Genomic DNA, 24964 nt, shown 5'->3' with positions numbered 1-24964 from the left:
TTCAGGCGCAACGAAATGTCAGGCTGATGCGCCGACTACCCAGCAGCGGGTGCCAGCCATCCGCCAGCGGCATGATGCCGTGAAAGCACAAGCGGGCCGGGCCGCCAAATACCAGCACATCACCATGGCGCAGGGTTATTTTCTGGTGGGCGGACTGGCGTTGTCCCCCTCCCTGCATGAAACGGGCGGGTAGTCCCAGCGACAGGGTGACGATGGGTTGCGAGAAGTCACGTTCATCCCGGTCTTGATGCAAGGACATGCGACTGCCCGGCGCGTAGCAATTGATCAGGCAGGCATTGCTGTGGAAGCCGTCAAAGCCGGCCGCGCCAGCCCACGTGCTGGCTAGTTCAGCCAGTATGGGGGGCAACTCAGGCCAGGGCAGGCCGCTGACTGGATCTTTCGCGCTGTAGCGATAGCCGTGCTGGTCGCTGATCCAGCCAAGTTGGCCACAATTACTCATGGCAACGGACATGGTATGGCCACCGGGTGTCTGCATGTGGCGCAAGGGTGCCTGCTGCAGTACTTGGTCTAGCGCCTGCCAGATGGCATCCTGCTGCGCCAGCGCCTGGCCGGGTAGCAAGACGGCTCCTGGGGCTAGTGCCAATGGCGGACTGACCAGACTATCGGGGAATAGATCATCCATGATGAAGGGTGGGCGGTGATGTCATGATTGCTCCTTGTCCAGCAGAGCCTGTTTGCGGGCGATGCCCCAGCGGTAGCCAGAGAGCTGGCCATCCTGGCGCACTACCCGGTGGCAGGGAATGGCGACTGCCAGCACATTGGCTGCACATGCTTGTGCCACAGCACGCACGGCGCTGGGGCTGCCGATCTTAGCCGCCACGGCGCTATAACTCAGCGTTTGCCCTGGCGGAATCTCGCGCAGTGCCTGCCACACCCGCTGCTGAAACGCCGTGCCGCGAATATCCAGTGGCAGTGGCAAGCCCTGGCGCGGATTGTCGATCAAACCGATGACCAGGGCTACTTGCTGCTCGAAATCAGCATCGGCACCGATCAGCTGCGCTTGCGGAAACTGGTCTTGCAGCTGCTGCAGTAATTGCTCCGCTTGTTCCCCCAGCAAGATGGCACAAATACCTTTATCGCTTTGTGCCACCAGAATGGCCCCCAGCGAGCATTGGCCAATGGCGAAATGCATTACCGCCTGCTTGCCACCCGCCCGGTAGTTGCGGGGTGTCATGCCCAGCATGTGTGTGGATTCGGCATAAAAACGGCTGCTGGACTGATAGCCGGCGGCATAGATGGCATTGGTGATGCTGGTGGCGCTACCGAGTTGCTGTTGCAGCCGTTGCTGGCGCGCCGCCATGGCATAGCCGCGCGGCGTCAAGCCGGTGGCGGCCTTGAATAGACGGTGAAAGTGATAGCGGCTCATGCCTGCTTCGTCTGCCAGTTGTTGCAGGTCCGGAGTCTGTTCTGCTGTGGCAATGCGCTTGCAGGCCGCTTCGATTAGTGCCGCCTGACGTTGCCGGGGTGATTGCTGGTGTGGCGTGCAGCGCAAGCAGGGACGATAGCCCGCGTGCTCGGCAGTGGTGCAATCGGCAAAAAAATGGACATTTTGTGGTTTGGGCAGGCGTGCCGGGCAGCTGGCCCGGCAGTACACGCCAGTGCTGGCCACGCCATAGACAAAGCGCTCGTCTGCCTCAGGGTTACGCTGCAACACATCCTGCCAGCGAGGGTCACGGCTGATGAGTTCTGCATGCAGTTGCTGTTTGCGGCTGACCATGGCGGGCTCGATTCATCAGGAAGATGGCTTACTGTAGCGCTGGTGAGCAGAGCCGACACCACGCGGCTTGCGCTCGAATTCTAGCAGTTTGCGCCGCAAGCCTGGATGTGGACAGGCATAAAAAAAGCCTGCATAAGCAGGCTTGAGAAGGATCTCACTGACTTGCGAAAAGGCTTAGAAGCTCTTGGACAGACCAATCAGCTCGCCATTGCGGGCACTGCCACCGGCTTGTGGCTTGTCATGTGACAGCTCGACATACGCCATGGTGTGCTTGCTCAGGCTGTAATGCAGCAGCAAGTTGACGTATTTTTCCGTGCCGGAGACCAGTTGCGGCGAATTGTCCTTGCGTACGCCAGTCTGCAGGCCCAGCTGGGTATTGCCGATGGTGTAGTACGCATACAGCGAAGTGGCGTTGATCACGCTGTCATCAGCCAGCTTGTTGCGCTGATATTCCACCGCCAGTTCCAGCGCATCGATGGGCTTGTAGTTGGCAGTCAGGTGCAGCTGGCGGTTGCTGCCCAGCTGGTTGATGTTGGTGGCGTTGCTATTGGTCGTGTTGCTGGATGCGCCATAGTTGGCGGAAACCGTCCAGTTGCTGCCACTGAAACCGGCCAGTACCGAGTAGCGGTTGGTGCCGCTGCTGGTGCTGGTTTTGTTTTCATCGGTAGAGAATTGCACTCCGCCGTAGAAGCCACCCAGATTACCCGGCAAGTCGTAACGCACCATATTGTTGCCGGTCACGCCACCGTACCAGCCTAGGTGGTTGTCCGGGCCAGCCCAGACGCTGTAATCAAATTTGCCGTCTTCCACGTTGCCGGTGCCCTTGCCGGCGCGAATCATACCAAAGCTGCCCTTGAGGCCGACAAAGCTGTCATCGCTGGCAAAGGTATTGGCTTGCTTGCCCATTTCGTCGTAGCCGCTGCCGGTTGGCGAGAAACGGTTATTCACTTGGAAAATGGCGCTTAGACCATTGCCCAGATTTTCTTCACCATTGAAGTTGATCTGGCCGCGACCTGCCACATTGGTGGTGGAAACCGCTGCTGGGTTGGTGGTGTAGCCCCAGGCATTGTTGGCCGCACCGTTGTATTGCAGCACGCCGGCACGGACAAAACCGGAGATGGTGATGCCAGAATCTTCGGCATGGGCATAACCGGCGCAGGCGGCCATCACGGCCAGCGCAATATACTTGCTTTGCATGTTGTCTTCTCCAATTGTCTCGTATTGTTGTTTTGCTACTTTTGACGACAGATTTCCGCTGAGATTTTTGGCGGCTTCTGGCGCTGTTGAAAGCAGGGACATTGTTAATTTCTGTGTTATTAGCGGTCAAACGTATTCTATGTAGCTTGTTTGCTACATTTTGATGGGTTCTTGTGTAGTAATTAAACTACATTAAATATGAGCGCTAAATCATCTTTGCTAAGTATTTATTACTAGAAAATTGCATGAATCATCATTTGGCCGCATTAAACAACCATGTTGGCAAACTGCAACGTATTGGCATTTTCTGTCGCATTTAACGATTTTTGAGGCTTTATGCTGCAGGTGCACATGAGGAAGTAGGTAGGTCAGGGGCATGAATCAACCGTTCTTAATGGCAAGTCAGGGGAAATGCTCTCGCCCCAGCTCAGGGCTAAATGGGGTGTTCTGGCCATTTTGGTGCGGCGATTCCTGTCAAAACTAGCAAGTTGATGTCGTGATCAGGTGTGCATGTGGCAGGGCGGTGCGTACTTGCCCCGCTACGGTGCCGGCCTGCTGTTTGCGATGTCTGATTGTCTCGCTGGCCGTTTTACGCAATAAAATTGCGTGGCGGGTGCATTTGCCGCGAATTGTCTGAGCATCATGGTGGATGGTGAGTTGCGGGAATGCGGTCTGCAGGCAGAGCATGCCAGCTAAAGTGCCAGCCAGGGGCGGCTCGCCAAGAGTTACGTCCAGCTCGGCTTGCAGGCTTTAGCAACAGGCCGGGACAAGAGAAACGCTCAGCCTCGCCATGCTGATGCTTGAGTGCTTTGCTGTCTGATGCGACGGGTTTGCAGTCAGTCAGCCTTGCTCAGCATATTGTTGACGTACCAGCGCGCCCAGCCGCACCAGCCTGGCTTGCTGGGCCTCGCTCCACGGTTCGGCACAAGACAGCCGTAGGCAGTGGCGATAGTCGCCGCGTGGGGAGAACAGCGGGCCTGGTGCCAGCCCTATGCCCTCCTGCCGTGCCAACCGGTACAGGGCCAGGCTGTCGAATTCCGGTGGAAATTCCAGCCATAGCACAAAGCCACCTTGCGGGCGGGTATAGCGGACATCAGCCGGGAAGTGTCGTGCCAAACCATCCAGTAAGCCCTGCATCTGGTTGGCAATGGCACGCCGCAAGCGCCGCATGTGACGTGGGTAGGCACCGCTTTCCAGAAAACGCGCCAGCACCGCCTGATTGAGCGTGGGCGTGGAATGGGTGCTCAGGTATTTCTGTACCTCCACCTGGCTGCGATAGCGGCCAGGATCGATCCAGCCTATACGCAGGCCGGGTGCCACATCCTTGGTGAGCGAGGCGCAGTACAGCACATTGCCGCTGCGGTCGAAGGCCTTGATGGGGCGTGGCCGCTGCCGCCCATAATAGAACTCGCCGTAGACATCGTCCTCGATCAGCGGAATGCCGCGTGCCGCCAGCATGTTGGCCACCTTTTCCTTGGCGGCATCCGGCATCAGCGCGCCCTGCGGATTGGAAAAATTGGGTACCAGAATCACTGCCTTGATGGCGGCATCGCGCGTGGCTAGCTCCAGCGCCTCCACCGAAATGCCGCTGACCGGATCGGTGGGGATTTCCACCACCCGCAGGCCCAGCGCCTTCAGCGTGTACAGCAGGGAAAAATAGGCTGGGGATTCCACCGCCACCACATCGCCCGGTTGGGTCAGCGCACGTAGCGCCAGATTGAGTGCCTCGATGGTGCCCTGGGTGACGATCAGCTGCTCCGGATGCAGCTGGCCACCCCACTCCATGGCCAGCCGGGCGATCTGGCGCTTGAAGTCGAGATAACCGCTGGGACGACCATAGTCAGACAACAAATCCGGATGCCGGCGCATGCAGTCCAGCGTCATGCGTTGCAACTGGGCCGTGGGTAATAGCGCATGTGGTGCTACCGCACTGCGAAAGCCCTGCATACGCTCGGTGCGTTGTTCCGACTGGTCTTCCACATAACTCCACAGCAGCGGATCGACTGCCACTTCGGTCGGTGCGGCCAGTCGTAGCGCATGGCCGGCCTCGCTGCGGTAGCGCACAAAGTAGCCGGACTGCGGCCTGGCTTCCACCAGCCCCAGGTCTTCCAATCGGCGGAAAGCCTGCTGCACCGTACTCAGGCTGAGGCCGCGCCGCAGTTTCATCTCACGCAGGGAAGGCAGGCGCTCGCCAGCACGCAGCACGCGGGCGCTGATCTGGGCGGCGATGTCATCCGCCAGTTGCAGGTAAAGGGGCAGGGTATCCATCTAGCCATCATAAGGGAATGTCTGCGCCGCACCACGAACAGTTATGCACAAAAACAAGCAGTACAGTCACCGTAAAACCGTAACTGTCATGGCTGTTTATCCACAACTGTGTGGCTACCGGGGCTCTGGCACACCCTCTAAGCTGTTGTTCATCAACAGCAGGGGAGCATGCAAGATGAGCACACTAATATTGCGCCAGGGCGAAGTGATGCGCCTGAGCGGCCAACTGCCACAATCCTTGCAGGTACAACAGGGACGTATCTGGATCAGCTACTGTGGCCAGGATGTGATCCTGGGGCGCACGGCCAACTGGCAGCCGGGCAAGGCTCGTGGTGAAATCCTGCTGCTGGAGGCGGTGGGCGGCCCGGCCACACTGGCCCTGCAATTGACCGGCCAGCATGCCCCGCTGCTGTTGGCCAGCTGCAATTAGTCAGGCTGGCGATGGCCAATGCTAGCTGGCAGCCATCCAGCATGGCCGTCCGCTTGGCCTGATGGGCTCAACGGCAGTGGCCTGAGGGGCTGGGCCGGTATCGCATGAGGCAATTTGTCGGTGAAAAAGCGCAGCATGATGCGCAGGGTGTTCCGCAGCTCATCGGTGCGGCGTATCTGGGTATTGCGCTAGCGGCCATCGCGTAGCAGGCTGCCGCTTGTCTGGCAGCCGGTTTGACTGTTGCCAGGGTGGATATGAGGCTTCCTTGTGAGGCAAAATGAGTAGGCGCACCGCAGCTTCAGGCGCAGCTTTTTTCTGGTTCGGACTGCGGTGTCGTCAGGGGTTCCTGCAGGGTAAACCAGTCCGGCAAAAGTGGAGTCGGGGTGCTGGCGGTATCCAGCAGCAGTAATTCGCCAGGCGAGAGCTGTAGCGTCATGGCGTGCAGGGCGGCTTGTTGCTGCATTGCACTATTGAAAGCAGGCACGATGCTGGAAACCGCCTCGCGCGCCAGCAGCCAGGCCAGGGCAATCTGCTTGGTGCTTGCCTGATGGCTCGCTGCGATGTCGCGCATCAGTTCGGCCAGTCTGTGGTTGGTACGCGGGCCATCCGGCGCTGCGGCGCCAGTCAGGTAGCCCTGGGCTTGTACCGCGCCGGCGTTGCTGAACGGCAAGCCTGCTGGCAGGGGCTTCACGATCAGGCCCAGGTCATAGCTTTGCAGCATGGGAATGGCCTCCCGCTCCGGGCTGCGTGTGTTGATGGCATAGTGCATCTCGCCAAAGCAAAATGGTGCCCAGCCGTGGCGCAGTTGCAATTCCAGCGCTTGGGCCGCCTTCCAGGCGGGCCAGTTGGCAAAGCCCAGATAGCGCACCTTGCCCGCTCGTACCATTTCATCCAGTGTTTGCAAGGTTTCTTCCAGCGGAGTGTGCGGGTCTTCATGGGGTACCACGCACAGGTCCAGCCAGTCACTGCCCAGCCGTTTCAGGCTTTGCTCGATCGACCACACCATATCGCTGCGCGACAGGCCAGGATGGCTGTGTGTGCCGTTGCGGCGCGCACCAAGCCGGCTGCTGATCAGTACTTCGGCGCGGCGCTTGCCCAAGGCGCTGGCCAACAGGGATTCCGACATGCCATCCATGCAACTGGTGGCATCGAACAGATTGATGCCGGCATCCAGTGCCTGGCCTATGCTGCGGGCGGCCTGTTGTGCCGCATCCGGGCAGGCCGGGTCTGGCCGCAGCGCTGCACAAGCCAGACGAGAGAGGGTGGGGCCGGCAAGGCCCAGTCGCGCATAGTTCATGGCACAATCCTACTGTGAGTACTCACTCATTTGCTGGGCAAAAAAACGGCGCTGCAATTCAGCGCACCGAGCCGGACCAGAACACCCGGAAACCGGCACTTTTGTAAGCTTGGCCATTGGTTGGGTCACGCACCACAAACTGGATGGTGGTTTCTGCCAGAGCCATGAATACCGCATCGGCAAAGCCGCTGGGTAGGGCGGCGAGGCCATTGTTGTCGGTACAGGCCTGGGAGATACATTTGATGTCGGACAGCTGGCTTGCCACCGTGCTACGGGTTTCGCTGGTGACCTTGTCCGATACCACCAGCTGGTTCAGCGTTTTGAAAAAGGACAGATTGCTGACGCCCCAGTCGATATAGGCATCCCACAGCGCACGCACCTGCCCGTCCAGACTGTCTTCCGCTGCCATGTGCTGGCGCAGGGCCGTGGCCAGATCCAGCTTCAGGTGGGTGTAAAGCGCGTTGTACAGCACATCCTTGGTGGCGAAATAGCGGAACAGCGTTCCTTCCGCCACGCCAGCACCACGGGCAATCGACGCAGTGGACGCACCCAGCCCCTGTGCAGCCATGATCGCGGCGGCAGATTCAAGCAGGGCGATGCGTTTTTCTTCGCTGCGGGGGAGGGCCATGAGTGCGAAAAGTAAGTGAGTAATTACTCATTCTAGTCCTGTGCTACCGGTAAGAGCAAGTGCGCTGCACGATTGCCGGCACACATTGTGCCGCGGCCGTCCGGTGGTTCAGGCTGCTTTTGGCACAGCAAAATGGGGTGACGGCAAGCGGATGATGCAGAATGTGCTGGCGCATTCCAGCAGCGTGCAAAATAATGCGCCAGTTTGCATGAGATTATTTCAATAATGGCCCGCGAAAACCTGAATGATCTGCGCACCTTTGTCCTGGTCGCCCGCGAAGGCAGTTTCACCCGCGCTGCGGCAAAACTGGGGGTGTCGCCATCGGCAGTCAGCCATACCATGCGTGGCCTGGAGGAAAGCCTTGGTATGCGGCTGGTGACCCGCACCACACGCAGTGTGGCGCTGACCACGGCGGGTGAGCAGGTGCTGGCCATCTTTGCGCCACGGCTGGATGAAATCGAAGCTGAGCTGTCGGTGCTGCGCGAACAGCGTGACAAACCGGCGGGCAGCATCCGTATCACCGCGACGGATTTTTCCGCCGAGCAATACCTGCTGCCCAAGCTGGCGCAGCTGTTGCCGGACTACCCGGATGTGCAGGTGGAGCTGTCCATCGACTATGGCCTGACTGACATCGTGGCGCAGCGCTTTGATGCCGGTATCCGTTTTGGCGACCAGGTGGCGCGCGACATGATTGCCGTGCGCATCAGCCCGGATATCCAGACCACCGTGGTGGCCACGCCGGCCTATTTTGCCCGTTACGGCGTGCCGGCACACCCGCGCGAGCTGACCGAGCACAACTGCATCAGCATGCGCCTGCCCACTTATGGCGGCCTGTATGCCTGGGAGTTTGCCCAGGGTGAGCACAAGTTTTCTATCCGGGTCGGTGGTCAGCTCATCATCAACACCCTGCCGCAGATGCTCAATGCTGCCCTGTCCGGCATGGGTATTGCCTACACCGCCCGCGACTATGTGCAGCCCTATCTGGCCGATGGCCGCCTGCAGGAAGTGCTGCAACCCTGGTGCGCGATGTTTCCCGGTTTTCATCTCTACTACCCCAGCCGACGCCAGTCCTCCCGTGCGCTGATGCTGCTGGTAGATGCCTTGCGCTACCACGCCAGCCAGGCGTGAAACCTCCTCGCCATAGCACCCCTCTGGATGCTTGTGCTGATATTGATGAATATATCTCACAATGGCATGCATGAAATTGTATCTAGTTCATCAAATTGACAGCTGATACATTTCCGACCCTGATCAAACGGTGAATATCCGGCTGGCATGTGCCGGCCGATGGTGTTTCTTCACCCGACAACAAGACAGCGTCCACGCGGTTGGTCCGTGTGGGCGCTGCACCCTCATCACGTGTCCGGTGGCACGCCCTGCGCGCTGGCCATCTGTCCTGACCTTACGGAATCAAAGCAATGAACCCACCGCTCAAGGGCCGGCGACCGCTGGCCATGACTGCTATTTCCTTTGCCGTGCTGGCTGCCATTGGTGCTGCTGGCTGGCTTGGCCTGCACAGCCAGGCTGTCAAGGCCGATGCCCCGGCTGCCGCCAGCCAGGCCATTCCCGTTTCCGCTGCCTTGCTGGTGTCGCAGGAGGTCAGCGCCTGGCAAGACTTTTCCGGCCGTCTGGAGGCGGTGGAACGGGTCGAACTGCGTTCGCGCGTGGCCGGTGCCATCCAGGCCGTGCACTTTCGTGAAGGTGCGCTGGTAAAAGCGGGCGACCTGCTGGTGAGCATCGACCCCGCACCCTATCAGGCCGAAGTGGACCGTGCGGCCGCCCAGGTGGCCGCTGCCCAGTCCCAGCTGGTGTTTGCCCGCAGTGAACAGGAACGCGCCAATCGCATGCTGACCGATCACGCCATTGCCCAGCGCGATGCCGACGAGCGCAACAATGCTGCCCGCGCCGCCGATGCCAACCTGAAAGCCGCGCAGGCCGCCTTGCAAACGGCACGGCTGAATCTGGGCTACACCGCCATCCGCGCGCCGGTATCCGGCCGGGTGGGCAAGCTGCTGGTGACGCCCGGCAACCTGGTGTCGGCCGGGCCGGATTCGCCGGTGCTCACCACGCTGGTGTCGGTGAACCCGGTGTATGCCAGCTTTGATGCCGACGAAGAAACCGTGGGCCGGGCACTGGCAGAGCTGCCGGATGCCGGTGGTGCACGTGCGCGGCTGGGTGACATTCCGCTACAGGTATCCACCAACACTGCACAAAGCTTCAGCGGCAAGCTGCAACTGGTGGACAACCAGGTGGATGGCAAGAGCGGCACGGTCAAGCTGCGTGCCACGGTGGACAACCGCGACGGCGTGCTGATTCCCGGCCAGTTCGTGCGCATTCGGCTGGGGCAGGCCAAACGCCATCCGGCACTGCTGTTAAACGAGCAGGCCATCGGCACCGATCAGGACAAGCGCTTTGTCATGGTGGTCGACAAGGACAGCAAGGCGCGTTACCGCCAGGTGCAGCTGGGGGCCAGTGTTGATGGCCTGCGCATTGTCACAGCCGGCCTGCGTGCTGGCGAGCGGGTGATTGTGGACGGCTTGCAAAAAGTGCAGCCCGGCGCAGCGGTCGCGCCGCACATGGTGCCGATGCAGTCCCCGGCCACCGCTGCTGCCAATAGCTGATTCCCACGCGAAAGACATTCATGAACCTATCCAAATTCTTCATCGACCGTCCCATTTTTGCCGGGGTGTTGTCGCTGCTGATTTTCCTGGCGGGCCTGCTGTCCTTGCGGGTGCTGCCGATTTCGGAATACCCGGAAGTGGTACCGCCGCAAATCATCGTGCGGGCGCAGTTTCCCGGTGCCAACCCCAAGGTGATTGCCGAATCGGTGGCCACGCCGCTGGAAGAAGCCATCAACGGCACCGAAGGCATGTTGTACATGAGCAGCCAGGCCACTACCGACGGCCTGATGACGCTGACGGTGACCTTCCAGATCGGTACCGACCCGGACAAGGCACAGCAGCTGGTGCAAAACCGCGTGTCCCAGGCTGAACCGCGCCTGCCCGAGGACGTGCGCCGTCTGGGCCTGACCACCATCAAGAGCAGCCCGGACCTGACGCTGGTGGTGCACCTGCTGTCGCCCAATGGCCGCTACGACATGACCTATCTGCGCAACTACGCCATTCTCAATGTGCGCGACCGGCTGGCACGCATCAGCGGCGTGGGCCAGGTAGGGCTGTTTGGTGCTGGCGATTATTCCATGCGCATCTGGCTGGACCCGCAAAAAGTGGCCATGCATGGCTTGTCGGCCAGCGAGGTGGTAACGGCCATCCGCGAACAGAACGTGCAGGCCGCGGCCGGCAGCATCGGTGCCTCGCCCAGTGCCAAGGGCATCCAGCTGCAATTCCCCATCAACGCGCAGGGCAGCCTGCAAACCGAGCAGGAATTCGGCGACATCATCGTCAAGACCGGTGCAGATGGCGCGGTAACCCGCCTGCGTGACTTGGGCCGCATCGAGCTGGGCGCATCGGAATACGCGCTGCATTCCACGCTGGATAACAAGTCGGCAGTGGCCATTCCGGTGTCGCAGGCCCCTGGCTCCAATGCCTTGCAGATTTCCGATCAGGTGCGAGCCACCATGGCCGAACTGAAGAAATCCATGCCGGAAGGGGTGGACTACGCCATCGACTACGACCCCACCCAGTTTGTGCGTGCGTCGATCGAATCGGTAGTGCATACCCTGCTGGAGGCCATCACGCTGGTGGTGCTGGTGGTCATCCTGTTCCTGCAAACCTGGCGTGCCTCGCTGATTCCGCTGCTGGCGGTACCGGTGTCCATTGTCGGTACTTTCGCGGTCATGCACGGCTTTGGTTTCACCATCAACACCCTGTCCTTGTTTGGCCTGGTGCTGGCCATCGGCATCGTGGTGGACGACGCCATCGTGGTGGTGGAAAACGTCGAGCGCAATATCGAGGCCGGGCTGGACCCGCGTGCGGCCTCCTATCGGGCCATGCGCGAAGTGTCTGGCCCCATCATCGCCATTGCGCTGGTGCTAGTGGCGGTGTTTGTGCCACTGGCCTTCATCAGCGGGCTGAGCGGTATGTTTTACAAGCAGTTTGCGCTGACCATTGCCATTTCCACGGTGATTTCCGCCATCAACTCGCTCACGCTGTCCCCGGCACTGGCTGCCTTGCTGCTGCAACGCCATGATGCGCCGCCGGACTGGCTGACCCGCCAGATGGATCGTCTGCTGGGTGGTTTCTTTGACCGTTTCAACCGCCTGTTCAACCGTGGTGCCACACGTTACAGCCAGGGCGTGAAGCAAGCCATCGGCCGCAAGTTTGTCATGCTGGCCATGTATGCCGGGCTGGCCGCGCTGACAGCAGGGCTGTTCCACACCATTCCGGGTGGCTTTGTACCGGTACAGGACAAGCAATACCTGATCGGTTTTGCCCAGTTGCCGGACGGTGCCACGCTGGACCGTACCGACGCGGTGATTCATCGCATGAGTGATATTGCGCTGAAGATTCCGGGCGTAGAGCACGCCATTGCCTTCCCCGGGCTGTCGATCAACGGTTTTACCAATAGTGCCAACTCCGGCATCGTGTTTGTCACTCTCAAGCCGTTTGAAGAACGGCAGGGCAAGGGCATGAGCGCTAATGACATTGCCGGAGCCATGAATGCCGAGTATGGAAAGTTGCAGGATGCCTTTGTGGTGATGTTCCCGCCACCACCGGTGCAGGGGCTGGGCACTACCGGCGGGTTCAAGCTGCAACTCGAAGACCGTGGCGGCCTGGGTTATGACGCCATGGACAAGGCGGTGAAGGCCTTCATGGCCGGTGCGGCCAAGGCTCCGGAGCTGGCCGGGCTGTATACCAGCTACCAGCTGAACGTGCCGCAACTGCTGGCTGATCTGGACCGCACCAAGGCCGAGCAGCTGGGGGTGAAAGTGACCGACGTGTTCAACACCATGCAGATTTATCTGGGCAGCCTGTACGTCAACGACTTCAACAAGTTTGGCCGTACCTACACCGTGCGGGTGCAGGCGGATGCCAACTTCCGTGCGCGTCCGGAAGACGTGGGCCAGCTGCAGGTGCGTTCGGCCAACGGCAGCATGGTACCGCTGTCGGCCCTGCTCAAGGTCAAGCCCAGCTTCGGGCCGGAACGGGCGATGCGTTACAACGGTTTTCTGGCAGCCGACATCAACGGCGGTGCCGCCCCTGGCTATTCCAGCGGACAGGCACAGGAAGCCGTAGCGCGGGTGGCGGCACAAACCCTGCCGCCGGGCATTGGCTATGAGTGGACCGAGCTGACCTATCAGGAAATCCTGGCGGGTAATTCCGGTAACTGGGTATTCCCCATTGCCATCTTGCTGGTGTTCCTGGTGTTGGCGGCGCAATACGAAAGCCTGGCGCTGCCGCTGGCCATCATCATGATCGTGCCGATGGCCTTGCTGGCGGCCATGGCCGGGGTGTGGCTGAGTCACGGCGACAACAATGTGTTCACCCAGATCGGCCTGGTGGTGTTGGTGGGCTTGAGTGCCAAGAACGCCATCCTGATTGTCGAGTTTGCCCGTGAACTGGAGTTTGCCGGCCGCAGCCCGCTGCAGGCCGCCATTGAAGCCAGCCGCCTGCGGCTGCGCCCCATCCTGATGACCTCGATGGCCTTCATCATGGGTGTGTTGCCGCTGGTGCTGGCGCAAGGTGCCGGGGCGGAAATGCGCAATGCCATGGGCGTGGCGGTGTTCAGCGGGATGATAGGCGTCACGGTATTCGGGCTGTTCCTCACCCCGGTGTTCTATGTGCTGATGCGCCGTTTGTCCGGCAACAAGCCACTGAAGCTACACGGACAAGTGCCGCATCTGGACCCGATTGCCCAGCCGCCAATGGGGCATGAGCACGGCCATGCGCTACAGCAGCACCATGTCGAATAAGGAAGCGGATAGATGATCAACAAAATCACACTGGGCCTGGTGCTGGCGGCTGCGCTGAGCGCTTGCGCCACGCCGCCCGCCATTGATGGCAGCCAGCTGCCAACCACCCCGGCCAGCTACAAGAACCCACCAGTGGCCCCGCTGGCGGATGGCAGCTGGACGCTGGCCGCACCGGCCGATGCCGCCACGCGTGGCGACTGGTGGCTGGCCTATCAGGACAGCACGCTGAACCGGCTGATTGACAGCGCGCTGCAACACAATACCGACCTCGCGGCGGCAGCCGCCCGTCTGCAACAGGCCCGCGCCGCACTGGGCGTGGCCGATGCCGACCGCATGCCGCAGTTGGGTGTCAATCTGGGGAGTGCGCGCGGCACGCAGGCCGGGGCCGGGCCGTCCGGCACCAGCTTGCTGAACAGCAGTAACACTACGCCGGTGAAGCTGACCAGCCTGGGGGCCAGCTTCAGCTATGAAATCGACCTGGCCGGTCGCTTGTCCGGGGCCAGTCGTGCCGCGGCGCTGGATGCCGAAGCCAGTGCCGCGCTGCTGCAGGGCAGCCGTCTGCTGATTGCCAGCCAGGTGGCACAGACTTACTTCAGCCTGCGCCTGCTCGACCAGCAACGCCAGCTGCTGCAGGACACTGTGCAGTCCTATGCCCGTACTGCGCAGCTAACCCGCCAGCGCTATCAGGCCGGGGAGGAGTCCGGGCTGTCACTGGCACGTATTGAATCGGACAGTCAGGCCACCCGCGCGCAAGCCATTGCGCTGGACCGCCAACGCGCACAGCTGGAAAACGCACTGGCGGTACTGTTGGGCAAGCCTGCATCCAGCTTCCAGCTGGAAGAATCCCGCTGGAATGCCAGCCTGCCGCAGGTGCCTGCCGGTTTGCCGTCCGCCATGCTGGCGCGCCGTCCCGATGTGGCGGCCGCCCAGCGCAAACTGCTGGCCGCACAGACCCGTGTCGGGGTGGCGCAAGCCGCCTGGTTTCCGGACCTGACGCTGACTTCGGCCGGTGGTTATGCCAGCTCGCAGCTGCGCGACATCTTCCTCTGGTCGGCCCGTGCCTGGTCGGTGGAAGGCTTGCTGTCCCTGCCACTGTTTGATGGCGGGCGCCGTCAGGCACTGCTGGGTTCGGCCCGTGCCGACATGGACGTGGCCATGGCCGATTATCGCCACAGCATCCTGCAGTCGCTGGCTGAAGTAGAGGATTCGCTCAGCGATATCCGTCTGCTGGCGCAGCAGGAAGAAGCCCAGCAGCAAGCAGTAAACAGTGCAGCCCACGCTAGTGCGCTGGCCGACTCACGCTATCGCAATGGCCAGACCGGACAGCTGGAATTGCTGGACGCCCAGCGCAGCGAGCTGACCATCCGGCGGCAGGCGCTGAGCATCCGTCAGGACCGCTATCTGGCTTCGCTCAGCCTGATCCGTGCACTGGGCGGCAGCTGGGATGACAGCGGTTCAAAGTAAACATCGACAAAGTAAAAAACCAATCAATCGTAAGGAATTCCCATGAGCAAATTCATCACCCCCATCCTGCTGCTACTGGCATGCAGCAGCCAGGTTTTTGCTGCAGATGCCCAGGCCGCCAGTCAGACGGCTGAGCAACATGCCCAGCGCAATGCCAATGATGCCTTCTGCACCGCCGGTACCCCGTGCGAGGTAAACCGCCAGCGTGCGGGCGAGCATCACTGAGACCATGCTTGAAAAATAAAAGGCCATGCATTGCATGGCCTTTTTCGCATGGTGCGCTCAGGATGCCGTAATCAAACGGAGCGATAGCCGGCAGTACGTCTGATCTTGCTCATGAACATCACTCCTTGGCGGTGATTATCCAGCTTAAGTGAGTGTCCACGGGGAGCAGGACAGACCATGCTTTGCAGAGAAGAAGAGCGGGGGCGACGTCCCCCCAGTATTGAGTAGCACCTGACTTTAGGGTCCAATCAACCCCACATGGAGATTGGACATGAAGAAACGTTTCACCGAAGAACAGATCATCGGCTTCCTGCGCGAGGCAGAAGCCGGCATGCCTGTTGCACAGTTGTGCCGCAAATACGCCTTCTCGGAAGCCAGCTATTACCTCTGGCGCAACAAATTCGGCGGCATGAATGTCTCCGAGGCCAAGCGTCTCAAGGAGCTGGAAACTGAGAACGCACGGCTGAAGAAGCTCCTGGCCGAGACCATGCTCGAGAACGAGATTGCCAAAGAGGCCCTGCGAAAAAAGTGGTAAGCGTACCGTCACGGCGGGAGCTGGTGCGCCATCTTGTGGGCAAAGGGCTTAGCGAGCGTCGATCGCTATGTCTGGCCGACATGAGCCCCAGCTCATACCGCTACCAGCCCGCCACTGACCGAAATGCCGCCTTGAAAGCGCAGATCATCGCGCTCGCGCAACGGCACCGACGCTATGGGGCCGGCATGATCTATTTGAAGCTGCGACAGAGCGGCATGCTGGTCAATCACAAGCGGGTAGATCGACTCTATGCCGAGGCAGGTCTGCAAATTCGCCGGCGCAAGCGCAAGAAAATTCCCGTGGCAGACCGTCACCCACTAGCTCGCCCTTTGGCGGCCAATCAGGTCTGGTCGATGGACTTTGTGTTCGACCGGACGGCAGAGGGGCGTGTTATCAAGAATCTGACAGTGGTCGATGATGCCACGCATGAAGCAGTCGCCATTGTTCCAGAGCGGGCGATGGGAGGCCTGCATCTGACGCGCGTCCTCGACCAACTAGCCAAGACACGTGGCTTGCCCAAAGCCATCCGGACCGATAACGGCAAGGAGTTCTGCAGCCGTGCGATGTTGAGCTGGGCGCACGCCCGTGGGGTTCAACTCTTTCTGATTGAGCCGGGCAAGCCCAATCAGAACGCTTATATCGAATCCTTTAACGGACGTTTCCGGGACGAGTGCCTGAACGAACACTGGTTCACCAGCCTGCGCCATGCCCAGGTTGTTATCGAAGCCTGGCGAAGGGAATACAACAATGAAAGGCCGAAGAAAGCACTGGGTGGTTTGACGCCGGCAGCCTATGCCGAATCACTTGCTGAGAAATCAGGTAAATTAAGCCCGGACTCTAAAGCCCTCTGCTACTGAAAGTGGGGGGGCGTCGGGGGCGTTAGTAGTCCCTATAGGACTGTACCTGATTGATTTTCAGAAGGGAATTTCATGAAAATCAGAGAGTTGTAATGCGCTGTGGACGGCTTTATTAGAAGATTTGTAGAAATATTAGAAGGTAGTCAGGGAGAAAAACGGCGTTTTCAGGGAAGGAGGAAAACAAAAAAGCCCTTGATTTCTCAAGGGCTTGGCTGTCTGGTCTGGCGGAGAGGGAGGGATTCGAACCCTCGGTACGCTCGCACGTACGCCTGATTTCGAGTCAGGTACATTCGACCACTCTGCCACCTCTCCGACTCAGAGCGACGAATTCTATGGTTAGTCGGGCTAGCTGTCAATAGCTTGAGTCGCTGGCAGCGGATTGTTTTTGACAGTGATGCCACGGAAACCGGCTTTGGCTGCAGATTAGCAGGCGAGTGCCTCCGTATGTCGGCGGGTGCAGGGCAGTGCTGGAGGGGGCGGAGTGGGCTTGTTACACTGGGCGCATAGCCATTGCGCGCCAAGTGCTGCCGCTGGCGACATAACAGGGGATTGTGGTGCAACTATCAACAAGACTGAATGACATTGCGCCGTTTCAGGTGATGGCCATTCTGGAGCGGGCCCGGGCTTTGCAGGCGGCGGGCAGGGATGTGATTCATCTGGAAGTGGGCGAGCCGGACTTTGCCACGCCGGCAGCCATTGTGGAGGCTGGCCGGCAGGCTCTAAGCGAAGGCCATACTTTTTATACTGCGGCGCAGGGTTTGCCGGCCCTGCGCGAGGCGATTGCGGCATTTTATCTGCAGCGTTATGGCGTGGCGGTGGATGCGCGCCGCATCATTGTGACGCCGGGTGCCTCTGGCGCATTGCAGATCGCCTTGTCCTTGCTGGTGGACCAGGGCGATCAGGTGCTGATGGCCGACCCGACTTATCCGTGCAACAGGCATTTTGTCAGCTTGCTGGGTGGTGAGCCGGTTTGCCTGGCCGTGGGGCCGGATTCCCGTTACCAGTTGCTGGCCGGGGATGTGGATGCGGCCTGGGCCGAGCGCACGGTGGCGGCCATGGTGGCCAGCCCGGCCAATCCGACTGGCACCTTGTTGACGGCGGCAGAGCTGGCCGCACTGAGCGCCAGCTGCAAGCGCCATGGTGGCAGCCTGATCGTGGACGAGATTTATCATGGTCTGACCTATGGCTGTGATGCTGCCACGGCCTTGGCGGTGGACCCGGATGTGTTTGTGATCAACAGTTTTTCCAAGTATTTCCAGATGACTGGCTGGCGGCTGGGCTGGCTGGTGGTGCCGGATGCTTATGTGGAACCAGCGTTGCGGCTGGCGCAGAATCTGTTTTTGTGTCCGCCGACGATGGCGCAGCACGCGGCACTGGCGGCTTTCCAGCCGCAGGTGATTGCCGAGCTGGAGCAGCGTCGTGCCGAATTTGGCCGGCGGCGCGATTTCCTGTTGCAGGCCTTGCCGCAGCTGGGCTGGAAACTGCCGGTGCAGCCTGAGGGGGCGTTTTATCTGTATGCGGATGTCAGTGCGGTGACCGATGACAGCTTTGCCTACTGTGCACGGCTACTGGAGGAGGTGAATGTCGCCATTACGCCAGGGGCAGATTTTGGCTGTTATCGGGCCGCACAGCATGTGCGGGTGGCGTATACCACCGGTATTGAGCGTTTGGCTGAGGCCGTGGCGCGTATTGGCAGCCTGGCTTAGAGCCACGGACAAAAGCCCGGCTCCTTTATTGCGCCGCCTTGCCCTGTTGGCTGGACTGTTGGTGTCCGTGCGCCTTGATCCGGGCTGTGTTTGAGGGGGGGTTAATGCGGTTGCGCTGTGTGTGCCAGATGTGAAAAAGGCTGCCTTTGTGGCAGCCTTTTGCATGGTGCGGGTGATTTCAGTGATGAATATCCAGGGTGACATCGCCGCGTTCTTCCGCCACCGATTGCAGGATCTCCAGCAGGGTGGCGTAGAGGTCGGCACCCAGTTGCTGGCGTGACTGTTCGGTATCGCGCCAGATGATTTCGAAGGGGCCGCTGACATCTGCGCTCAGGCTGTCGTACAGCGCATCCAGATTGCGGCCGAAATGCGTGGGTAGATGTAGCTGGCGGGTCAGCTCGTCATAGAACTGTTCCAGCGAAATGATGTGATGAAGTTCGCAAATCCTTACTGACATGCTGGCACCTCGATAAAGTGCTGGTAATGGTCGAGAGAGACAAAACGCTGGCCGGCGCGCGAGAACACCAGTCGATAGGCGCCGCGCTTGCCTCCTTTATAGTTCAGATCGGCTTCCTGCCACTGACCCTTGGGCAGCTGCTTTTCATAATTGCCAAAGCGGTCGCCACCAATCGACTTGCCTTGCAGTCCGGGGACGGCCCACAGGCTGCGGCCGGGTTGCCAGCCAGCCTGTTGCGCCTGGCGCTTGGTGAGGAATTGATCCGGCAGCCTGCCGCTTTGCCCCAGGGTTTGCAGCACGGTGGTCAGTTCCCGTGCGTCCAGCCGGTTGCCGACTTGCTGATTGACATTGCTGGCGACGCTGGCGCATTGCGGCAAGGCCCAGGCGGCAGGGGCGAGCAGGGCGCAGAGCAGCAGGCTCGGGATGGCACGGCGTAGCAACATGATTTACTCCAGGTTCAGGGATTCGACAGCGTAGCCATGGCCGATCAGCAGCGGCAGCATGGCTGCCATCGCTTGCGGGTCGTCCGCTGTGGTGATGAAACGGTAGCAATGATCTCCGATGCTGTCACTGCCGTGCAGTTGCAGCAGCGAATCGACACGGCGGGCGATGGCCTCGGCCGGGTCGTACAGGGCGATGCTGTCGCCGGTGAGTTCGCGAATCAGCGGTGACAGGAAGGGATAATGCGTACAGCCCAGCGCGATATGGTCGATGTTTTCCTGCAAGAGCGGGCGGACGACCTCGGCCACGCGGCGGCGGGTGAGGGGGCTGTCCAGCTCGCCCGCTTCCACCTGTTCCACCCAGCCCAGCCCCGGCCGGCGTAGTACTTCTACCTCGCCAGCATGTTTGTCCAGCAAGGACTGCACCCGCTCGCTAGCCAGCGTGGCCGCAGTGGCCAGTACGGCAATGCGGCCGGTGCGGCTGGCTGCCGCTGCCGGCTTGATCGCCGGCTCGACCCCGACGATGGGAATGGGCAGCTGCTGGCGTAGTGCCGCCACGGCTGCCGTGGTGGCGGTGTTGCAGGCTACCACCAGCAGGCTGGCCCCCTGCTGGTGCAGGTAGTGGCCGATTTTCAGGCTGCGTTCGATGATTTCGGCCTTACTGCGGCCGCCATAGGGGCAGTAGGCCTGATCGGCCAGATAGGTAATCGGCCAGGCAGGCAGCGCCGTGTGCACGGCGCGCCAGATGGACAGCCCGCCTAGGCCGGAGTCGAACATCGCGATCATGCTGTGCTTAGTTGTTCTGGATGACGATCTTGGGAAACTTGCCGGAGAAGTCCTGCGCTTTTTCACCCACCTTGACCGCCAGCTTGCGTGCAATGTCCTTGTACAGGGTGGCGATGGCACCATCGGGATCGGCCGCAACTGTCGGCTTGCCCTCATCCACTGCCAGGCGAATGCCCATGTCCAGCGGCAGCGAGCCCAACACTTCCACACCAAAGTCGGCAGCCATGCGCGCGGCTCCGCCCTCGCCAAAGATGTGTTCGGCGTGGCCGCAGTTGCTGCAGATGTGAATGGCCATGTTTTCCACCATACCCAGGATCGGCACGCCTACTTTCTGGAACATGGTGACCCCCTTGCGGGCATCCAGCAGGGCGATGTCTTGCGGAGTGGTGACGATCAGCGCGCCGGTAACCGGCACTTTTTGCGATAGCGTCAGCTGGATGTCACCGGTGCCAGGGGGCATGTCGATGACCAGATAATCCAGATTGTCCCAGCGGGTATCGTTGAGCAATTGCTGCAGTGCCTGGCTTACCATCGGGCCGCGCCACACCATGGCCTGGTCGGCATCCACCAGATAGCCGATGGACATGGTTTGGATACCGTAATTGACAATGGGTTGCAGGCTTTTGCCATCTGGGGTTTCCGGGCGCTGGCCTTGCAGGCCCAGCATCAGCGGCTGCGAGGGGCCGTAGATGTCGGCATCCAGAATCCCCACGCGCGCGCCTTCGGCTTGCAGCGCCAGTGCCAGATTGACGGCGGTGGTGGATTTGCCCACGCCACCCTTGCCGGAGGCGACCGCAATCACATTCTTCACGCCAGGCAGCAGCGGTACGCCGCGCTGGGCAGCATGGCTGGTGATCTGGCTGCGTACGGTAATCTGTAGCGCACGGCCTGCGGCAATGGTTTGCAGCGCGGTTTCGAACTGGCTACGCACACTGTCGAACTGGCTGGCGGCCGGGTAGGCGAGAACCACGTCCAGCGCCAGCTGCTCGGCGCTGATCTGGATGTTCTTCACCGCCTTGGCGGCGGCATAGGTTTTACCGGTGTTCGCGTCGATCAGGCCGGCAACGGCCTCCAGTACTTGGGCGTCGGTCAGGGTCATGGTGTCGGCTGCGCTATCTGCGTCCGGCTTGGCACCGAACAGCTTGGTCAGTTTGGAGAGCATGGGGGCAATTAGGATGGGTGGAATACCCGACAATTTTACTATGTTTTAGCACGGGTGCGTGGCTCCCGTTGCGCCAGCTGGCATGTTACTCCCGCCTTGCCCGAGTGGCTATGGCCATCGCAGGGTGGCAGGTTGCTGGCGGTTATTGATTGCTTCACCTCGAAAGATTTTGCCGTAAGCGCTTGATAAGCGTAGAATTAGCCCCTTTTTTTTCACGCCACGGTACGTATTTCGCGTGTCGTCCGGCACCGGCTCGGCCCTGTCAGGCCATGGCTTTGCTCTTTGTCATCAAGAAAGGTTGTTGCATTGCAGTCCAAACATGTTTCTCTCAGTCCGGCCAATCTGCTGTTCCCCCTCGCGCTGGTCTTGTTCGAATTTGCCGTTTATATCGCCAATGACATGGTGCAGCCCGCCATGCTGCAGGTCACCCGTGAATTCATGGTGAATACCTCGTGGGTTCCCACTTCGATGACCGCTTTCCTGATCGGCGGAGCTGTGCTGCCCTGGTTGACCGGCCCGCTGTCGGACCGTATCGGCCGCCGCCCGGTGCTGCTGTTTGGCGTGGCGTATTTCGTATTGGCCTGCCTCGCCAGCTATCTGGTGCATTCCATCGAAAGCTTTATTGCCCTGCGTGTATTGCAGGGCATGGGGCTGTGCTTCATCAATGCCGTGGGCTATGCCGCCGTGCAAGAGGCGTTTGAAGAAACCGCAGCGGTCAAGGTAACGGCGCTGATGGCCAATGTGGCGCTGATCGCGCCGTTGGTTGGCCCGCTGGCCGGTGCCGCGCTGGTGGAAGTCGCCCCGTGGCGCAGCTGCTTCCTGGTGATTGCGGCTATGTCCTTTATTGCGCTGCTGGGCCTGATCTGGAAAATGCCGGAAACGGTAAAACCCAGTCATGACAAGCTGCCGTTGTCGCAAATGGGCCGTGATTACCTGCGTCTGTTCAGCCAGCGCCGCTTTGTGCTGTCTGCCCTGTGCATTCCCTTGCTGGCCCTGCCCTTGATGGGCTGGATTGCCTTGTCGCCGGTGCTGCTGGTGCAGGACCTGGGCATGACTACCCTGCAATACGGCATGATGCAGCTGCCGGTGTTCGGCGGCCTGATTGCCGGTAATTTCGCGCTGGTGCTGCTGGCCGACCGCTGGCCGCTGGGCCGCTCGGTATTTGTTGGCATGGGGCCTATCGTCAGTGGCCTGCTGCTGATGCTGGGCGGTGTGCTGTTTGCTGCAGAGCCGGTATGGCTGATGGTAGCCGGCATGAGCCTGATGAGCTTTGGCGAAGGCCTCAGCTTTGGCGTGCTCTACCGCTTTGCCCTGATGTCTTCCCCGGTGGCCAAGGGCACGGTATCGGCGTCCATGAGCATGCTGTCGATGGCCGGCTACGCGCTGGGTATCGAGATCTTCCGCGTGGCCTACCTGCTGGGTGGCATGGCTGGCTTTGCCGCCTGCTCGGTGCTCACCGCCTTGCTGTTTGTCCAGCTGGCACGCAGTACCGTGCCGCAGGCCATGGCCGAGCGTGCCGCACCGGCAGATTATCTGCCGCCGGAACTGCAAACCCAAAACAGCTGATTTTCTGCGAAGTACTCTCCAATCAACCCGGTTGGCCCGCTTTTGCCGCGGTTCACCGGGTTTTTTGCCGATCTGCGCCGTGACCGGCAGCGGCATCCGGCTCTATAATCGACCGCTTGAGATCGCTTACCTTCAGGAACACCCAATGAGCAAACGCAAGATTCTGGTGACCAGCGCACTGCCTTACGCCAACGCGGGGCTGCATCTGGGCCATATGCTTGAACAGATCCAGACCGACGTCTGGGTACGCTTCCAGAAAATGCGCGGCCACGAGTGCTATTACGTGTGTGCCGACGACACCCACGGCGCGCCCATCATGCTAGCCGCCGAAAAGCAGGGCATCACCCCCACCCAGCTGGTGGATGCCGTGCGCGAACTGCATCTGGCCGATTCGCAGGGTTTCCTGATCGGTCACGACAACTACTACAGTACCAACAGCCCGGAAAACAAAGCCTTTGCCGAGCAGGTGTACAAAGCCCTGCGCGCCGATGACAAGATTTCCAGCCGCACCATCGAGCAGCTGTTCGACCCGGAAAAGCAGATGTTCCTGCCGGACCGCTTCGTCAAGGGCGAATGCCCCAAGTGCGCGGCCAAGGACCAGTACGGTGATAACTGTGAAGTGTGCGGTGCCACCTATAACCCGACCGAGCTGAAGAACCCCTACTCGGCGGTATCCGGTGCCAAGCCGGTACTGAAAACCTCCGAGCACTATTTCTTCCGTCTGGGCGAGTGTGCTGATTTCCTCAAAGGCTGGACCAGCGGCAGCACCACCCGTGCCGATGGCGTGAGCCAGCCGCACTTGCAGCCCGAGTCACTCAACAAGATGAACGAGTGGATCGAAGGCGGCCTGCAAGACTGGGACATCAGCCGCGATGCGCCATATTTCGGTTTCGAGATTCCTGATGCCCCGGGCAAGTACTTCTATGTGTGGCTGGACGCGCCGATTGGCTATATGGCCAGCTTCAAGAACCTGTGCGACAGCAAGGGCATCGATTTTGATGCCTGGTTCAAGCCGGGCTCGGATGCCGAGATGTATCACTTCATCGGCAAGGACATCCTGTATTTCCACGCCCTGTTCTGGCCCGCCATGCTGCAGTACTCCGGCATGCGCGTGCCCACCGGTGTGTTTGCCCACGGCTTCCTCACCGTGGACGGGCAGAAGATGTCCAAGTCGCGCGGCACCTTCATCCAGGCCAAGAGCTATCTGGACTGCGGCCTGAACCCGGAATGGATGCGCTATTACATGGCGGCCAAGCTGAATGGCCGCATTGAAGACATCGACCTCAACCTCAATGACTTCGTCGCCCGCGTCAACTCCGACCTGGTCGGCAAATACATCAATATCGCCAGCCGCTCTGCCGGTTTCATCAGCAAGCGCTTTGCCGGCAAGCTGGCCGACAGCGTGGCTGACACCGCCATCCTGCACAAGCTGCAGGCCGCCGCCGCCGAACTGGCCGCTGCGTTTGAAGCGCGCGAATACGCCAAGGCCTTGCGCGACGTGATGGCGCTGGCCGACGAGGTGAATGCCTATGTCGATGCCAACAAGCCGTGGGAGCTGGCCAAGCAGGAAGGGCAGGATGCACGCCTGCAGGAAGTCTGCACCGTGCTGCTTAATGCCTTCCGCCTGCTTACCATCTACCTCAAGCCGGTACTGCCCAAGCTGGCCGAAGGCGTGGAAGCCTTCCTGGGCGTGGCCGCGCTGAGCTGGGCTGATGCCGAAAGCCTGCTCTTGGGCAAAACCATCAACACCTATCAGCACCTGATGCAACGCATCGACCCGGCGCTGATCGACAAACTGATCGAAGCAAACAAACAGAATATGCAAGCAACTGCCAACACTCCGGCTGCTACTTACGAGCCGCTGGCCGACACCATCAAGATTGACGACTTTGCCAAGGTGGACCTGCGCATCGGTAAGGTACTCGCCTGCAATTTCGTGGAAGGTTCGGACAAGCTGCTGCAGTTCACCGTGGATCTGGGTTTTGAACAGCGCAATATTTTCTCAGGCATCCGCGCTGCCTATCAGGAGCCGGAAAAACTGGTGGGCCGCAATGTGGTGGTGGTGGCCAATCTGGCCGAACGCAAGATGCGCTTTGGCGTGTCGCAAGGCATGATCGTCTGCGCCTCTGGTGCCGACGACAATAGCGGTCTGTTCCTGCTGGATGTGGACCAGGGCGCGGTACCGGGCATGCGTATCGCTTAAGCTCTACACCAGTACCAAGCTCAAAGCCCTGCCGATTCAGTATCGGCAGGGCTTTGTTTTTTGTAGCATTCTTGCCGGAAATTCGTCACGAATGTGTCATTTGTCGCTGTTACAGTGCTTCATCAGCGCGATA

General features: G+C 60.4%; 19 protein-coding genes, 1 tRNA gene and 1 pseudogene. 10 read left to right on the top strand and 11 right to left on the bottom strand.

Going from position 1 to position 24964, the window contains the following annotated elements:
• Position 1: 1 nt before the first annotated feature.
• The 4 genes from alkB to H2Z84_RS10495 form a co-directional block, all read right to left on the bottom strand.
• Positions 2-643, bottom strand: coding sequence for a DNA oxidative demethylase AlkB (alkB, locus tag H2Z84_RS10510; RefSeq protein ID WP_181835949.1), 642 nt, complete (start codon positions 641-643; stop codon positions 2-4).
• 21 nt (positions 644-664) lie between these two features.
• Complete coding sequence (ada, locus tag H2Z84_RS10505) at positions 665-1738, bottom strand: bifunctional DNA-binding transcriptional regulator/O6-methylguanine-DNA methyltransferase Ada (protein ID WP_181835948.1); 1074 nt, start codon at positions 1736-1738, stop codon at positions 665-667.
• A 174-nt stretch (positions 1739-1912) separates the two neighbouring features.
• Positions 1913-2935 (bottom strand): porin, encoded by a 1023-nt coding sequence (locus H2Z84_RS10500; protein WP_181835947.1) that lies wholly within the window; start codon positions 2933-2935, stop codon positions 1913-1915.
• An 840-nt stretch (positions 2936-3775) separates the two neighbouring features.
• Positions 3776-5203: an aminotransferase-like domain-containing protein gene (locus H2Z84_RS10495; RefSeq protein ID WP_181835946.1), complete on the bottom strand. Its 1428-nt coding sequence runs from the start codon at positions 5201-5203 to the stop codon at positions 3776-3778.
• 175 nt (positions 5204-5378) lie between these two features.
• On the opposite strand from H2Z84_RS10495, the gene H2Z84_RS10490 reads away from it, so the two are divergent.
• Positions 5379-5633: a hypothetical protein gene (locus H2Z84_RS10490; RefSeq protein ID WP_181835945.1), complete on the top strand. Its 255-nt coding sequence runs from the start codon at positions 5379-5381 to the stop codon at positions 5631-5633.
• A 298-nt stretch (positions 5634-5931) separates the two neighbouring features.
• Here the strand turns inward: H2Z84_RS10490 and H2Z84_RS10485 are convergent, their stop codons facing one another.
• Entirely contained in the window at positions 5932-6930 is a 999-nt protein-coding gene (locus tag H2Z84_RS10485; RefSeq protein WP_181835944.1) for an aldo/keto reductase, read from the bottom strand.
• Positions 6931-6988: 58 nt separating this feature from the next.
• Complete coding sequence (locus H2Z84_RS10480; RefSeq protein ID WP_181835943.1) at positions 6989-7558, bottom strand: TetR/AcrR family transcriptional regulator; 570 nt, start codon at positions 7556-7558, stop codon at positions 6989-6991.
• A 225-nt stretch (positions 7559-7783) separates the two neighbouring features.
• On the opposite strand from H2Z84_RS10480, the gene H2Z84_RS10475 reads away from it, so the two are divergent.
• The 6 genes and pseudogenes from H2Z84_RS10475 (at position 7784) to H2Z84_RS10450 (ending at position 16511) form a co-directional block, all read left to right on the top strand.
• Positions 7784-8686 (top strand): LysR family transcriptional regulator, encoded by a 903-nt coding sequence (locus H2Z84_RS10475; RefSeq protein WP_181835942.1) that lies wholly within the window; start codon positions 7784-7786, stop codon positions 8684-8686.
• Positions 8687-8976: 290 nt separating this feature from the next.
• The gene (locus tag H2Z84_RS10470) at positions 8977-10179 is read left to right on the top strand and encodes an efflux RND transporter periplasmic adaptor subunit (RefSeq protein WP_181835941.1); all 1203 of its coding nucleotides are present in this window, start codon (positions 8977-8979) and stop codon (positions 10177-10179) included.
• Positions 10180-10199: 20 nt separating this feature from the next.
• Positions 10200-13337: pseudogene (locus tag H2Z84_RS10465) on the top strand (efflux RND transporter permease subunit); the annotation flags it as partial.
• Between the two features lie 105 nt (positions 13338-13442).
• Entirely contained in the window at positions 13443-14894 is a 1452-nt protein-coding gene (locus tag H2Z84_RS10460) for an efflux transporter outer membrane subunit (RefSeq protein ID WP_181835939.1), read from the top strand.
• A 42-nt stretch (positions 14895-14936) separates the two neighbouring features.
• Positions 14937-15119 (top strand): hypothetical protein, encoded by a 183-nt coding sequence (locus H2Z84_RS10455; RefSeq protein WP_181835938.1) that lies wholly within the window; start codon positions 14937-14939, stop codon positions 15117-15119.
• A gap of 271 nt (positions 15120-15390) precedes the next feature.
• A protein-coding gene (locus tag H2Z84_RS10450) for an IS3 family transposase (RefSeq protein ID WP_181835937.1) occupies positions 15391-16511 on the top strand; the annotation gives its coding sequence in 2 pieces (ribosomal slippage) (positions 15391-15649 and positions 15649-16511; 1122 coding nt in all).
• A 222-nt stretch (positions 16512-16733) separates the two neighbouring features.
• On the opposite strand, the gene H2Z84_RS10445 is transcribed toward H2Z84_RS10450, so the two are convergent.
• Positions 16734-16823 (bottom strand) — tRNA-Ser (locus tag H2Z84_RS10445).
• A 242-nt stretch (positions 16824-17065) separates the two neighbouring features.
• Here H2Z84_RS10445 and H2Z84_RS10440 point away from each other — a divergent pair.
• Entirely contained in the window at positions 17066-18217 is a 1152-nt protein-coding gene (locus tag H2Z84_RS10440; protein WP_181835936.1) for a pyridoxal phosphate-dependent aminotransferase, read from the top strand.
• Between the two features lie 178 nt (positions 18218-18395).
• Here the strand turns inward: H2Z84_RS10440 and H2Z84_RS10435 are convergent, their stop codons facing one another.
• From H2Z84_RS10435 to apbC, 4 genes are read right to left on the bottom strand one after another with little or no spacing between them, the layout of a single operon-like run.
• Positions 18396-18674: a barstar family protein gene (locus H2Z84_RS10435; protein WP_220272788.1), complete on the bottom strand. Its 279-nt coding sequence runs from the start codon at positions 18672-18674 to the stop codon at positions 18396-18398.
• Positions 18665-19117, bottom strand: coding sequence for a ribonuclease domain-containing protein (locus H2Z84_RS10430; protein ID WP_181835935.1), 453 nt, complete (start codon positions 19115-19117; stop codon positions 18665-18667). The genes H2Z84_RS10435 and H2Z84_RS10430 overlap by 10 nt, the downstream gene beginning before the upstream one ends.
• Positions 19118-19120: 3 nt before the next feature.
• Positions 19121-19891, bottom strand: a complete 771-nt coding sequence (gene murI, locus H2Z84_RS10425) for a glutamate racemase (protein ID WP_220272787.1) — start codon at positions 19889-19891, stop codon at positions 19121-19123.
• Positions 19892-19907: 16 nt separating this feature from the next.
• Entirely contained in the window at positions 19908-21062 is a 1155-nt protein-coding gene (gene apbC / locus H2Z84_RS10420; RefSeq protein WP_309545468.1) for an iron-sulfur cluster carrier protein ApbC, read from the bottom strand.
• Between the two features lie 306 nt (positions 21063-21368).
• Here apbC and H2Z84_RS10415 point away from each other — a divergent pair, with 306 nt between their 5' ends.
• Positions 21369-22628: an MFS transporter gene (locus H2Z84_RS10415; protein WP_181835933.1), complete on the top strand. Its 1260-nt coding sequence runs from the start codon at positions 21369-21371 to the stop codon at positions 22626-22628.
• 145 nt (positions 22629-22773) lie between these two features.
• A complete protein-coding gene (gene metG, locus H2Z84_RS10410; protein WP_181835932.1) occupies positions 22774-24831 on the top strand; it encodes a methionine--tRNA ligase in 2058 nt (685 codons plus the stop codon).
• The last annotated feature ends 133 nt before the right edge of the window (positions 24832-24964 follow it).

Origin of the sequence: Aquitalea aquatica, assembly GCF_013911085.1 — a bacterium.
GTDB lineage: Bacteria > Pseudomonadota > Gammaproteobacteria > Burkholderiales > Chromobacteriaceae > Aquitalea > Aquitalea aquatica.
This window is presented reverse-complemented; position numbering and strand designations above follow the sequence as displayed.